9 protein-coding genes are annotated in these 13,591 nt (G+C 67.8%); 8 read left to right on the plus strand and 1 reads right to left on the minus strand.

Translation table 11 applies throughout. The features are described from left to right. Positions 1 to 3: 3 nt before the first annotated feature. From ASB57_RS06640 to ASB57_RS06675, 8 genes are all read left to right on the plus strand, one after another. Complete coding sequence (locus ASB57_RS06640; protein WP_057651520.1) at positions 4 to 2,211, plus strand: TonB-dependent siderophore receptor; 2,208 nt, start codon at positions 4 to 6, stop codon at positions 2,209 to 2,211. 42 nt (positions 2,212 to 2,253) lie between these two features. Continuing rightward, positions 2,254 to 3,159, plus strand: a complete 906-nt coding sequence (locus ASB57_RS06645; protein ID WP_231755358.1) for an ABC transporter substrate-binding protein — start codon at positions 2,254 to 2,256, stop codon at positions 3,157 to 3,159. Continuing rightward, positions 3,156 to 5,222, plus strand: a complete 2,067-nt coding sequence (fhuB, locus tag ASB57_RS06650) for a Fe(3+)-hydroxamate ABC transporter permease FhuB (RefSeq protein ID WP_231755359.1) — start codon at positions 3,156 to 3,158, stop codon at positions 5,220 to 5,222. The genes ASB57_RS06645 and fhuB overlap by 4 nt, the downstream gene beginning before the upstream one ends. After that, positions 5,219 to 6,934, plus strand: a complete 1,716-nt coding sequence (locus ASB57_RS06655; RefSeq protein ID WP_057651522.1) for a cyclic peptide export ABC transporter — start codon at positions 5,219 to 5,221, stop codon at positions 6,932 to 6,934. The genes fhuB and ASB57_RS06655 overlap by 4 nt, the downstream gene beginning before the upstream one ends. Then, positions 6,931 to 7,734 carry an ABC transporter ATP-binding protein gene (locus ASB57_RS06660; RefSeq protein WP_057651523.1) on the plus strand — a complete coding sequence of 268 codons (804 nt, stop codon included), beginning with the start codon at positions 6,931 to 6,933 and terminating at the stop codon, positions 7,732 to 7,734. The genes ASB57_RS06655 and ASB57_RS06660 overlap by 4 nt, the downstream gene beginning before the upstream one ends. Before the next feature lie 186 nt (positions 7,735 to 7,920). Then, positions 7,921 to 9,501, plus strand: a complete 1,581-nt coding sequence (locus tag ASB57_RS06665) for an FAD-dependent oxidoreductase (protein WP_057651524.1) — start codon at positions 7,921 to 7,923, stop codon at positions 9,499 to 9,501. Between the two features lie 11 nt (positions 9,502 to 9,512). Continuing rightward, positions 9,513 to 11,936, plus strand: coding sequence for a penicillin acylase family protein (locus ASB57_RS06670; protein WP_057651525.1), 2,424 nt, complete (start codon positions 9,513 to 9,515; stop codon positions 11,934 to 11,936). Beyond that, the gene (locus ASB57_RS06675; protein WP_057651526.1) at positions 11,933 to 12,442 is read left to right on the plus strand and encodes a hypothetical protein; all 510 of its coding nucleotides are present in this window, start codon (positions 11,933 to 11,935) and stop codon (positions 12,440 to 12,442) included. The genes ASB57_RS06670 and ASB57_RS06675 overlap by 4 nt, the downstream gene beginning before the upstream one ends. Here ASB57_RS06675 and ASB57_RS06680 read toward each other — a convergent pair. Next, complete coding sequence (locus tag ASB57_RS06680) at positions 12,439 to 13,563, minus strand: substrate-binding domain-containing protein (protein ID WP_082621982.1); 1,125 nt, start codon at positions 13,561 to 13,563, stop codon at positions 12,439 to 12,441. The genes ASB57_RS06675 and ASB57_RS06680 overlap by 4 nt on opposite strands. Between the last annotated feature and the right edge of the window lie 28 nt (positions 13,564 to 13,591).

The following is a 13,591-nucleotide window of genomic DNA, read 5'->3' on the forward strand; positions in this document are numbered from 1 at the left end:
AGCATGCGTTACACGATATCGGGGCTCCACGTCTTCGGGGCCGGACTGCTGTGCGCGGCCAGCGCATCGGCACAAGTTACGACCACGTCCACGACACAAGGCGACGCGGCCAGGCAAGCCACCACCGCCGCGCCGGCGGGCACCACGGCCAGCACCACCTTGCCGACGGTGAACGTGACGGGCACCACGCCCGCGCTCAGCGATCTGCCACCCGTCTATGCGGGCGGCCAGGTGGCCCGCGGCGGCTCGCTGGGCCTGCTGGGCAACCGGGATTACATGGATACGCCGTTCAGCGTGACCAGCATCACGTCCCAGACCATGCAGGACATGCAGGCACGCTCGGTCAGCGACGTCGTGCGCAATGACCCCTCGGTGCGGGTGATCTGGCCTGGCGTCAGCTACGGCAGCCAGTTCGCCATCCGCGGCTTTCCGGTGCAAGGGCAGGACATCGCGGTCAACGGGGTCTACGGTATCGTGCCGCCGCAATTGACCGGCGGCCTGGACATGATGGAACGCGTCGAGATCCTGCACGGCCCCAGCGCCTTGCTCAATGGCATGGCGCCCAGCGGCGCGGTGGGCGGCACCGTGAACCTGGTGACCAAGCGTGCCACCGATACCCCGATCACCCGACTGACCACCAGCTACTGGTCTGATTCTCAGTTCGGTACGTCGGTGGACGTGGGCCGCCGCTTCGGCGAAGACAACAAGATCGGCATCCGCCTGAACGGTTCCTATCGGGACGGCGACACGTCGGTCGACGACCAGCGCCAGCGTGTCGGCTTCGGCTCCCTGGGACTGGACTTCCGCAGCAGCACCGTGCGGCTGTCGGCCGACCTGGGTTATCAGCGCCTGCACGTGGACAATCCCACGCGGCCGATCTACACCGACAACGCCAACTTCAAGATTCCGAACGCGCCCAAGGGCAGCGACAGCCTGGGTCAGCCCTGGTACTACGCCAAGTCGGAAGACACCTTCGGCATGGTGCACGGCGAGGTCGACCTGACGCCGCGCCTGACCGCCTATGCCACCGCGGGCGGCCGCAAGAACGACTTCCTGGGTCTGTACAACTTCCTCTATATCCGCAACAACGCCGGTGACGTGCGTGGCAACCAGTACTACCAGCCCACGTATTCCGACACCAAGACGGCGCTGGGCGGCCTTACCGGCAAGCTCGATACGGGTCCCATCAAGCACACGCTCAACCTGTCCGCGAGCACCCTGGAAACCGAAGCCGGCGTGCTGGCGCCCGTGATTTCCACCTTCACGGGCAATCTGTACGACCTGCCTTCGCTGGACAAGCCCAGCCTGAGCGGCCGCGCGAGCGACGCGCCGAAGACGTCCAAGACCAAGCTGGCGAGCTATGCCTTCGCCGACACCATGTCGGCCCTGGAAGACCGCGTGCAACTGACGGCCGGCATCCGGCGCCAGGTCGTCGAAGTCGACAACTACAGCGCGGTGACGGGCGCGCTCACCACGTCGTATTCCCAGTCCGCCTATACGCCGGCCTTCGGGTTGGTGGTCAAGCCCTGGCAGACGGTGTCGCTGTATGCCAACTACATCCAGGCGCTGGCCCAGGGGCCGACCGCGCCGGCAGGTTCGAGCAACGTTGGAACGATATTCGCTCCGGTCAAATCCAAGCAGTATGAAGTTGGCGCCAAGCTGGACCTGGGCAACGTGGGCGGCACCTTGAGCTACTTCGAGATCAAGCAGCCCAACGGTTTCACGGATACGACCACGGGTCTGTTCGGCCTCGACGGCGAGCAGCGCAACCGCGGCGTCGAACTGAGCGCCTTCGGCGAAGTGACGCGCGGCGTGCGCGTGCTGGGGGGCGTGACCTTCCTGGACGGCAAGCTGACCAAGACCGCGGGCGGCGCCACCGATGGCAACAAGGCCGTGGGCGTGCCGGATACGCAGTTGAACCTGGGCCTGGAGTATGACCTGCCCTGGGTGCCGGGGCTGACCGTGACGGGGCGGTATATTTACACGTCTTCGCAGTACTACAACGTGCAGAACACCCAGAAGATTCCAAGCTGGAATACCTTCGACATTGGGGCGCGTTACACCACCAAGATCCAGGGCAAGCAGGTCGTGTTCCGGGCGTCGGTGGAAAACCTCTTCAACAAGGACTATTGGGCAGCCGCTTCGACCAACTACGGTCTGGCGCGCGGCGTTCCTCGAACCTATATGTTGTCGGCAAGCATAGACTTCTGACGCAGGAGAGACATGGCAGGACGGCGGCGGGCAATACAGGGATTGGGAGCATGGTTGGGCATGGCCGCGGGCGGCATGCTCGCCGGCCGCTGCGCTCCAGTCCTGGCCGCCACGCCCGCCACATCCGCCACACCAGCGCTGCGCCTGGCCTGCACGGACTGGGCGGCCGCCGAAAGCCTGGCGTGGCTGGGGCATCCGCCCATCGCCGTGCCGGAACTGGCGGTATACCGCCGCTGGTTGTCGGATCCGCCGCTGCCCGATGCCACGGTTGATCTGGGCTCTCGCACCGAGCCCAACTTCGAGGTGTTGGCGCGGCTGGCGCCCGACCGGATCTTCGCCTCCAGCTGGCAGGCGACGTCGCTGCCGTTCTTCGAGCGTATTGCGCCGACGCAACTGGTGCGGATCTTCAACGCCAACTCGCAACCCTATCCCAATATTCGCGAGTTGCTGATGCACCTGGCCGAGGTCTGTGACGCTCGCGATGTGGCGCGCGAGCGCCTGCGCGGCTTCGATGCCGACATCGAGGCCCTGCGCGCGGGGCTGGGCCGGCGCGTCGGCAGCTCCGTCTATGTCGTGGTCCTGCACGAAAGCGGGACGCAGGCCTATGTGTATGGCACCGGCAGCTGGGTGCAGTCCATCATCGAAGCCTTGGGACTGCGCAATGCGTGGGATCGGCACACCAATTTCTACGGCAACATCCTGACGGGCATCGCCAACCTGGCCGAGCAGCCCGACGCCTGCATTCTTTACATGGACCAGGGGCCGCGCACGCAGCGCGCGGAGGCCGTGCTCAAGGGCAGCACCTTGTGGAATCGGCTGCCCGCCGTACGGGCCGGCCGCGTGACGGCCATCGATTCGTTCTTCGCGCTGGGCGGCCTGCCATCGGCCCTGCGCTGTGCGCGCCTGGTCGCGGGCGCGGTCGCACGGCTGCCGGAGGCCGTGTCATGAGCCGTATGCCTCAGACAGAGTCGGTACGGGGACAAGGGCCCGTCGGCGGCGCGCCCGCGCGGCAGGCGTCCCGTCGGCCCGGGCACAAGGGCGCCATCGTCACCTTGGCGCTGCTGCTGTTGGTGGCCGGCTGGCTCAGCGCGCGGGGACTGGCGCGCACCCTGCCGCCGGCGCTATGGGGCACGCTGCTGCACGGCGAGGGCGGGGCGGGCGCCGTGGGCACGGTGCCGTACCTGATCTTCACGCAGGTGGATCTGCCGCGCCTGGTCATCAGCCTGCTGGTGGGTGTCGCGCTGGGCTGGGCCGGCTTGCTGTTCCAGCAATCGCTGCGCAATCCGCTGGCGGACCCGGCCACACTGGGGGTGTCTTCGGGGGCGTACCTGGCCCTGACGGCGGCGTCCATCTTCGCGCCCGGCCTGCTGGTGAACGGCAGCGCGGCCATCACCCTGGCGGGGGGCGCGGCGGCTTGCGCGCTGGTCATGCTGGTCGCGCGCAAATCGCGCTATGCCACGGTGAACGTCATTCTTGGCGGACTCATCGTGTCGCTGTTCTGCGGCGCGGCCGCGTCGGCGCTGGCCTTGTTCCACGAGGAATACCTGAGCGGCTTGTTCGTGTGGCACAGCGGCTCGCTGGCCCAGAACGGCTGGGACAGGGTCTGGTATCTGTTGCCGCGGCTGGCCGGTCTGTCGGTCTGCGCCGCGCTGTTGCTGCGGCCGCTGGCCTTGCTGGCCCTGGACGATGCACGCGCGGCGGCGCTGGGCGTGAACGTGGCCCGCTTGCGCCTGGGCGCCATCGCGGTGGGCGTGGCGTTCAGCGCGCTCAGCGTCAGCGCGGTGGGTGTCATCGGTTTCGTGGGCCTGATGGCGCCTAATCTGGCAGGCCTGCTGGGCGCGCGCACGCTGGGACAACGCATGATCGCGGCGCCGCTGCTGGGCGGCCTGTTGCTGTGGCTGACCGACCAGGTGGTGCAAAGCCTGCCCGGGCTGGCGAGCGGCATGCCCACCGGCAGCGCGTCGGCCCTGGTGGGGGCGCCGGTGCTGTTGTGGCTGCTGTTGCGCCATCGCGAAGATTACGCCGCGCCGCCGGACATGCGCGCGCGCGACACGGTCCCGTCGCGTCACGTGCCGGCGCGTATGCTGGTCTGCTGCACGCTTCTGCTGGGCGCCGGGCTGGCCCTGGGCCTGGGTGTGGGCCGCGATATGCACGGCTGGACCTGGTTCAGCGACAGCGCCGCCACGATCACGAATTGGCGTCTGCCCAGAGTGGCCGCCGCCGGCATGGCGGGGGCCATGTTGGCCCTGGCGGGCAGCCTGCTGCAAAGATTGACGGGCAATCCCCTGGCCAGCCCCGAAGTGCTGGGGGTTTCGTCGGGCGCTTCCCTGGGCATTCTCGCCGCCTTGCTGCTGACGCGGCAGCTGGGCATGGGCGAGATGCTGCTGGCTTCCATGGCGGGTGCGGTGTTGACCCTGCTGGCGGTGGTCGCGCTGAACTGGCGCAGCGGTTTCGCGCCACAGCGGCTGCTGCTGGCCGGGGTGGCGCTGTCGACCCTGCTCAGCGCCTGCGCGGCCTTTTTGCTGACCAGTGGCGATCCGCGCGCCGCGATGATGTTGACGTGGATGTCCGGGTCGACCTATCGCGCCACGACGGACGCGATCGCGCCGGGCATGACGCTGCTGGTGCTGGGCGTGGTGGCGGCCTTGTTGGGGACACGCCTGTTGGCCATCCTGCCGCTGGGCACGGCGGCGGCGCGGGCCCTGGGTGTGGACGTTACGTTGGCGCGTCTGTTTTTTCTGTTTGTCATGGCCGCGTTGACGGCTGGCGCTACGATACTGGTCGGTCCCCTCAGCTTCGTCGGCCTGCTGGGGCCGCATCTGGTGCGGCGGCTGGGACTGTTGCGGCCACGTGCGCAGATCGTCGGCGCCGTGCTTGCCGGCGCCAGCATCATGGTGCTGGCGGATTGGGCGGGCCGTGTCATCGTCTTTCCCTGGCAGGTGCCGGCCGGACTGGTAGCGATGCTGGTCGGCGGTCCGGCCTTCCTGTGGTTTCTGTGGAGGAGTCAATGAATTCATCGACAGGCGCGTCCGCGCGGTCCGCTGGCGGATCGCCGCTGCGGGAGATCCTGCGGCTGCTGCGGCCTTTCTGGAAAATATCCTTGTTCGCCACCACCTTGGGCGTCATCAGCGGCCTGGCGACGGCATGGCTGTTGGCCACGGTCAACCGGGCCCTGCACGCGCCCGACGGCGCCACCGCGGCCTTGCTTTTGTCCTTCGCCGGCTTGTGCGTGCTGGTGATCGTCGGCGAGATCGCTTCCGACCTGGGCAACAGCTATATCGGCCAGCATGTGGTGGCGGGGCTGCGCAAGGACCTGTCCGACCGCATCCTGGCTGCGCCGATCGCGGAAATAGAGCGATACCGGGTGCATCGGATCACGACCACCTTGAACCAGGACATCGATACCATCAGCACGTTCACCTTCGGCTTCTCCGGACTTGCCATCGCCATCGCCATTGCCTTGGGCTGCTTCTTCTACATGGCGGTGCTGTCGCCGGTGCTGTGCCTGCTGGCGGCCGTCGCCATCGCGGTGGGCAGCTGGGCCCATGCGGCCGCGCGCCAGCGGGGGCGGCGCGGTTTCGAGGCGGCGCGCGACGCCCAGGACGATCTGCAGAAGCAGTATCGCGCCATCACCGAAGGCGCCAAGGAGTTGCGCATGAACCGGGAGCGGCGCTGGCATCTGCATGACCAGCGTCTGCGCACGACCATCGAACGCATCCGCGACCTGCGCGTGCGTGCCATGCGGGTGTTCATGAGCGCCAACGCGTTTGGATCGGCCCTGTTCTTCATCGTGATCGGCCTGGTGCTGTCCCTGCAGAACACGCTGGGCCTGCGCAATGAAGTGCTGTCCGGCTTCGTCCTGGTACTGCTTTACGTCAAGGGGCCTTTGTCCCAGGTGATCAGCGCCTTGCCGCTGGTCAACCAGACCCAGATCGCGCTGCGCCGGGTGGCGGAATTGTCGACGCGCTTCACCAGCCCGGAAGCGGACCTGCTGAACAAGGCGGATGCCGCCACGCGCCCTCCGGCCCGCCTGCCGCCGCGCGGCGATATCGAGCTGCGCGACGTGACGTATTCCTATCCGCCCACCGAAAGCGGTCAGGTGTTCACCTTGGGACCGGTCAATCTGCAGGTGCATGCCGGCGAGATGCTGTTTCTGGTGGGGGAGAACGGCAGCGGCAAGACCACGCTGATCAAGCTGCTGCTGGGCTTGTACGAGCCGCAGTCCGGCATCGTGCTGTTCGACGGCAAACCCGTGGTGGCGGACAACCGCGATGATTATCGGCAGCTGTTCAGCACGGTGTTCTCGGACTATTACCTGTTCGAGGACGTCGACGTGGGCAATACGCTGAGCGACGAAGCCTCGCTCTATCTGGAACGGCTCGAGCTGACGCACAAGGTGTCGGTGCGCGACGGCCGCTTCACGACCACGGACCTGTCCACCGGGCAGCGCAAGCGCCTGGCGCTGGTGCATGCGTATCTGGATCGGCGTCCGGTGATCGTTTTCGATGAATGGGCGGCCGACCAGGATCCCGCCTTCCGCCGGGTGTTCTATACGGAAATCCTGCCGGACCTGAAGCGCGACGGCAAGACCTTGATCGTGATCTCCCATGACGACCGCTATTTCCATGTGGCGGACCGCGTGGTCCACATGGGCAATGGCCGGGTCGTAGGCCAGGACGAACAGGCCCATGACGCGCCGGCCGCGGAGGCCTTGTCCAAATGACGGCAACCGTGACGGCCGCGGCAGCGCCTGCCTATACGCTCAAGCAGGTGAGCTATGCCATCGATGGCAGGCAGATCCTGTCTGGCCTGGACTTGCGGATACCCGCGGGCAAGGTGGTGGGCATCATCGGCCACAACGGGTCGGGCAAGTCCACGCTGGTGCGCCTGCTGGCGCGGCAGATCAAGCCGGCGGCAGGCGAAGTGCATCTTGGCACGGAGGCTACCGCGGCCTTGTCGGCGCGCGAGTTCGCCCGCCGCGTCGCGTACCTGCCGCAGCAGATTCCAGGTGCGCCCGGCATGACGGTAAAGGAGCTTGTCACACTGGGACGCTACCCTTGGCTGGGGCCCTTGCGCTCGCAGGGCCCGGAAGACAGGCGCATGATCGAACACGCCATGGCGGTCACCCATATCGAGGCGTTGGCACAGCGCCTGGTGGACACGCTGTCGGGCGGCGAGCGGCAGCGGGTGTGGCTGGCGATGCTGGTGGCGCAAGGGGCGCAGTGCCTGATCCTGGATGAGCCCATCTCCGCGCTGGACATCGCGCATCAGGTGGAAGTGCTGGCACTGCTGCGGCGACTGTGCAGCGAGCAGGGACTGAGCGTGGTGGTGGTGCTGCACGACATCTACATGGCGGGACGCTACTGCGATGAATTGATCGCCATGCGCGCGGGCCGCGTGGTGGCACGTGGGGATGCGGCGAGCTTGCTGACGCCGGAGACCTTGCGGGAGATCTATCACGTGGACATGGACGTACTGATACACGCGGCGACGGGAGATCGCGTCGTGTGCCTGCGGGAATAAGGCGTTTCTGGCACGCCTCGTCACAAAGAAACGGGTCCTCGCAAACACTTGGACACCATCGGCGCTTTGAATTAAGTGATAATCATTCCATAAAAAGATGTAGGCAGTTCGGGATCAGGGCGCGGCGCAAGGCCGCGGAGTATTCGGCCGGGACCATCAGCGTTCCGGCTGCCTGGCGGAGATTTCATGCATTTCAGCAGAAGGGACTTCCTGATCGGATTGGCCGCCACGGCCGGGCCGCGGGCCGCGTTGGCCGCTGCCGACACCCTGGGCCTGGCCGCGGCGCCGGCCGCTCCCGCGCGGATAGGGATGCTGCGCGATGCCTCAGCGGGCATAGGCAGGGGCCGATCGGTGCTGGTGGTGGGCGCGGGCATGGCCGGTCTGGTGGCGGCCTATGAGCTGATGCGCCTCGGTTTCGAGGTCAAGGTGCTGGAGGCCACGGCGCGCGTGGGCGGCCGGGTACACACGCTGCGCCGCGGTGACGAGCTGCGCTACGACGAGGGCCCCGCGCAACGGGTCGCCTTCGACAACGACCAGTACTTCAATGCCGGCGCGGCGCGCATCCCGGGCACGCATGACGGCATTCTGGGTTACTGCCGCGAGCTGGGCGTGCATCTTGAAGTGATATCCATCCTGTCGCGCAGCAACTGGTGCGTGATCGACGACAAGGGCGTGGACAGGCGCTACCGGGTAGGTCAGCTGCAGGCCGATGCGCGCGGCTTGATCTCCGAGATGTTGGCCAAGGGGGCGCAGCAGGGCAAGCTGGATCAGCCCCTCGATCAGGAGGACACCGCCAAGCTGGTGGGCCTGCTGCGCGACTTCGGCGACCTGGAGCGCGACGGGAGCTATGCCGGCAGCCGGCGGGCAGGTTATCGCGGCCTGGTGGACGGATCGTCAGCGCAGGCAGCGGTCAATGACAAGCTGGACTTGAAGACCCTGCTGGATCATCGCCTGTGGTATCCGCTTTGGTATGACGAGCATCTGGAGTATCAACCGACGATGATGCAGCCGGTCGGTGGCATGGATGCCATTACGCAGGCCTTCGCCGAGCGGCTGGGGCCGCGCATCCACCGCGACGCGCCCGTCACGGAGCTCAATATCGCGCAAGGGCGGGCGCAGGTGGTCGCGCGGCAGCAGGGCAAGGCGGTGGCGCATGCGGCGGACTTCGCGTTGGTGACGTGCCCCTTGCCGGTGCTGGCGGGTCTGAAGGGCAATCTGCCGCGTGAGTTGTTCGACGGGGCGGCGGCGGTGACTTATCGGCCGGTCTACAAGATTGCCTGGCAGGCGCCGCGCTTCTGGGAGCAGGAGGACCATATCTATGGCGGCATCTCCTTCCTCGATGACGATACCAGCCTGGTGTGGTACCCGAGCCAGGGCTTGATGGCGCCGCGTGGCGTGCTGGTGGCGGGCTACACGCATGGGCCGCCAGCGGCGCGCTATGGCCAGATGAGCCTGGCCATGCAGCAGGCGGCATCGCGCCGGTCGGTCGATCGCCTGCATCCCGGCCGGTCGGCGCAATTGACGCTGCCGGTTTCGGTGGCCTGGCAGAAGATGCCCTATGCGCGGGGCGGCTGGGTGACCTGGGACAAGGCCTCGCAGCCGTACTACGACGCGGTGACGCGGCCGCGCGATTGTTTCTTCTTCGCCGGCGAGCATGTCGGCGTGTTGTCTGGCTGGATGGAGGGCAGCGTACGTTCCGCGCTGGCCGCCGTGCAGGGCATGGTCGATCGTGTGGCGGGGCGTGTCCCCGCCGCGGCCGCGGCTTGAGAGGAGCACTGATGGACGAATTCAAGCAGCAGGCAGGCGCCGGATGGCGTCGCTGCGGCCGCGGTCGCGGCTACGCGATCATGGGGATGATGGTCGCGCTCTGGGCAGGCGCGCCGGCTGCCCGGGCCGCGCCCGTGCCAGCCGCCGGCACCGTGGAAATCCGCCGCACGGCGTATGGCATTCCCCATATCCTCGCGCATGACGACCATGCCTTGGGCTATGGCATAGGCTATGCCTACGCGCAAGACAACGGCTGCCTGCTGGCGGACGAGATCATCACCGTCACCGGCCAGCGGTCACGGTATTTCGGCGCGGCGGCGCCGGCGGGCGACGGTACGCGTAACGTCGACAGCGATTTTTTCTATCGATGGCTTAACGACCCGGCTGCGCTCACCGCTGTATGGGAACGCCAACCGGCCGCCATCCAGGCCCTGGTACGCGGCTATGCGGCGGGCTACGAACACTGGCGCCAGGAAGCGCCCGATGCGTCCGGCGCCAACGCGGGCGCCGGCGCGTGCCGCAATCAGCCCTGGGTGCGCGCGGTGACCGCGGACGACATCATGGCTTTGATGCGCCGCTTGCAGGTCCACGCCGGCCTGGGCCAGTTCGCGCGTGCCGTGGTCGCGGCACAAGCGCCCGCGGCAGTCGCCCGACCGGGCACCCGATCCGACACCAAACCCGACACCCACGCCGCCGCCGGCCAGGCCACCTTGCCTGACTGGCAAGCCTTCAGCCAGCAGTACGGCAGCAATGCCCTGGCCGTGGGCAAGGATCTCAGCGCCAACGGCAAGGGGCTGCTGCTCGGCAATCCCCATTTCCCGTGGCAAGGGCCGCTGCGCTTCTACCAGATGCACCTGACCATCCCGGGCGAAGTGGACGTGATGGGCGCTTCGCTCGCGGGGGTACCGGTGATCAACATCGGCTACAACCAGGGCCTGGCCTGGACCCACACCGTGGACAGCGCGCGCCACTTCACCCTCTACCGCTTGAAGCTGGATCCGCGGGACCCCATGCGCTATCTGGTCGATGGCAAGCCGGAAGCGCTCAAGCCAGTCCAGGTGACGGTGCAGGCGCGTGGCGACGACGGCGCCATCCACCCGGTCACGCATACCTTCTATGAGTCGCGCTACGGCCCCGTGCTGACCGTCCCCGGCAAGTTGCCTTGGGATACAGGCCAGGCCTACGCCATGCGTGACGCCAACCTCGACAACTGGCGCTTCCTGAAACAGTGGTACGAAATCAACCGCGCGACATCCGTCGCGGCGCTACGAGCGTCCCTGCAGCAGACGCTGGGCATTCCCTGGGTCAACACGGTGGCGGCCGACAGCACGGGCCAGACCTGGCTCGGCACGCTGTCGGTGGTTCCCGGCGTGGACGATGCCAAGCTGCGCGACTGCGCGGTGGCCCCCGCGCAAGGACCCCTGATCGTGCTGGACGGCGCCCGCTCGGCATGCGCATGGGAAGGCAAGGGCGGCGGCCAGGACGGCATCATGGCGCCGGCCAGCCTGCCGGCGCTGGCGCGCACGGACTTCGTGCAGAACGGCAACGATAGCGCGTGGATGAGCAATCCCGCCGCGCCGTTGACGGGCTATCCGGCCTTGGCCAATCGGCAGGACACCGCGTTGGGGGCACGCGCGCGCTATGCCTTGCACTGGCTCGCCGGTCGTGGCGAGCGCGCCATCGCGCCCGCCGACCTGCGCGGCATGCTGATGTCGAACCGGGTCTATCTGGCGGACCTGGCGGACGACGGGCTGGCCCGCTTCTGCGCCGCGCCCGCCGATGGCCTGGGCAATGATAATGGCCGGGCCAAGGACGATGCCGCGCTGCTGGCCCAGGCCTGCCAGGCCTTGCGATCCTGGGACCATACCGCCCGTCGTGACAGCACCTTGGGTTATGCGTATTTCGCCGCGGGCATGCAGGCCCTGCGTGGCTTGCCGCAAGCCTGGGCACAATCCTTCGATCCGCATCGTCCCTTGACGACACCGACCGGCTTGAATGCCGGCGACCCCGCTGTCGCGGCGGCTCTGCGCCAGGCCTTGATAGACACCGCGCGTCAATTGAAGCAGGCGGGAATGGGGCCGGACACCCGCTGGGGCGATATCCAGATCTCCACGCGGGGCAAGCAGCGTATTCCGATCGGGGGCGGGCTGGGCGACCTGGGTGTCTACAACGCCACTCAGAGCGGCGCCTTGCCGGACGGCCGCCGCGAGGTCACGTATGGCTCCAGCTATATCCAGCTGGTGTCCTTCACGGCAGAAGGTCCACGGGCGCAGACCGTAATGACCTATTCGGAAGCCAGCGATCCCGCATCGCCTTATGCCGCCGACCAGACCCTGCTGTATTCCGGCGGCGGCTGGGTGGACGTGCCTTATACCGAGCAGCAGATACGCGCGGATCCTCACTATCGGTCGACCGTCCTGCGGGTGCAACCATGACGCAAGCCAGGAATGCCTCCCGCCTGGGGCGCGTGCCCCTGGTGCTTACGGCGGCGACGCTGGAGCCCTTGCAGGACAGGGGCCGGCGCCATCAGTGCAGTCTGCGGCAATTGCTGTTCATCAGCCTGGCGCATGCCCTCGGGCAACAGGCGACTGCGTGCGCGCGCGGCGAGGGCCTGACCTTGACGGATATTTCGAGCGGGGCCGGTCGGACTACGTCGGCACGCCGGCGCCTTGGAGCCGTCCGAACCGGCAGCGGCGCCTTTCTCTACGAGCGGCGCCGCCGGGCACGCGCGGGAGTCCCGGCGACATCGGCGACGGATGGCCTGGCGGCCTCGACACCGCCCACGAAGGGCTACGATCTGGTGGCGCGCGCGACCGAATACGACGACGTGCTGCTGCTGGAATTCTTCTTTGAGCCCGACGTCGTGCCCGCGCACCGGGCGGGCGGCTGGCTGGTGGCGTTCGCGCAGGACCTGGAACGGCTGGCGCGTACCCTGGCCTAGGGCCTGGACCCTGGCTTGGCCCCAGGTTCGATCCCAGGTCTGGTTGCGGCGTTGGCAGCCCTTGAACCCTGCGCCGGCGGCGCCGCGCTCGACGCCCGCAGCACGAATTCCGTCGGTACCTCCACGCGCGTGGCCGGCGGGATCGTCTCGCCGTTCATGCGGCGCAGCAGCAGGAGCGCCGCCTCGCGACCCAAGGCGTAGGCGTCGTAGCGTATGACGTCGATGGCCGGCGTCACCAGCTGGGCCAGCGGGCTGTCGTTGGAAGCGATCAGCGAAATATCGTCGGGGATGCGCAGACCCTTCATGCGGATGCCTTGCAGCACGCCCTGCAGCAGGTGCATGCCGGCGGCGACGATGGCAGTGGGCGGCGCATCCATCTCCAGCAGCAGCTGGCTTTCGCGCAGGCCATAGTCCGAGGCGAAGCTGTCCAGGCGCAGCAGGGCCGGGTCCAGCGCTACGCCGGCCGCCTCGTGGGCCTGTACCAGGCCGGCCAGGCGGTCGCGCCCCACGCGGTTGTGGCGGCCGCCGCTGATCAGCGCGATGCGCCGATGGCCCAGCGACAGCAGATGCGCGGTGGCGTGCCGTGTGCCGTGCAGATGGTCGGCGCCGACCGCGCCAAGCGCCGTGGCCATTTCCCGTTCGAGCAGCACGATGGGATAGCCGGTATGGGCCGCGCAGCGCAGGACGTCCGGATTGGATTCCTCTTCCACGGCGAACAGCATGCCGTCGGCGCGCCGCCGCGTGAACAGCTGCATCAGGGCGATCTCACGCGCCGGCTGGCCGTCGCTGCTGGCGACCACCAGCATATAGCCGTGTTCGCTGAAGACGTCTTCAGCGCCCTTGATCATGGACGAATAGAGCGGATTGCGGATATCGGAAAAGATGAAGCCGACCATGCGGGTCGGCGCGCCGCGCATGGCCTGGGCCGCGGCGCTGGGCGCCCAACCCAGTTCATTGATGGCGTTCTCCACGCGTTGGCGCACATCGGGCGTGACGCTGGGCGCGCCGTTGACCACGCGGGAGACGGTGCCGATGGCGACGCCGGCGGCGCGCGCCACGTCATGGACAGTGACGCGGGCGGCGGCGGGCGTGCGCGGAGAGCGGGGCGGTTTGGCAGGCATGTGCGGCATTGTATCGGCCCCGCCGCCG

The sequence above is a fragment of the Bordetella sp. N genome, assembly GCF_001433395.1.
Lineage (GTDB): Bacteria > Pseudomonadota > Gammaproteobacteria > Burkholderiales > Burkholderiaceae_B > Bordetella_C.

Bases quoted from the DNA above. Each gene is read 5' to 3' on its own strand.
- ASB57_RS06655 (WP_057651522.1), top strand. From the start codon at position 5,219: ATGAATTCATCGACAGGCGCGTCCGCGCGGTCCGCTGGCGGATCGCCG.
- ASB57_RS06670 (WP_057651525.1), top strand. From the start codon at position 9,513: ATGGACGAATTCAAGCAGCAGGCAGGCGCCGGATGGCGTCGCTGCGGC.
- ASB57_RS06680 (WP_082621982.1), bottom strand. From the start codon at position 13,563: ATGCCTGCCAAACCGCCCCGCTCTCCGCGCACGCCCGCCGCCGCCCGC.
- ASB57_RS06660 (WP_057651523.1), top strand. From the start codon at position 6,931: ATGACGGCAACCGTGACGGCCGCGGCAGCGCCTGCCTATACGCTCAAG.
- ASB57_RS06675 (WP_057651526.1), top strand. From the start codon at position 11,933: ATGACGCAAGCCAGGAATGCCTCCCGCCTGGGGCGCGTGCCCCTGGTG.
- ASB57_RS06665 (WP_057651524.1), top strand. From the start codon at position 7,921: ATGCATTTCAGCAGAAGGGACTTCCTGATCGGATTGGCCGCCACGGCC.
- fhuB (WP_231755359.1), top strand. From the start codon at position 3,156: ATGAGCCGTATGCCTCAGACAGAGTCGGTACGGGGACAAGGGCCCGTC.
- ASB57_RS06640 (WP_057651520.1), top strand. From the start codon at position 4: ATGCGTTACACGATATCGGGGCTCCACGTCTTCGGGGCCGGACTGCTG.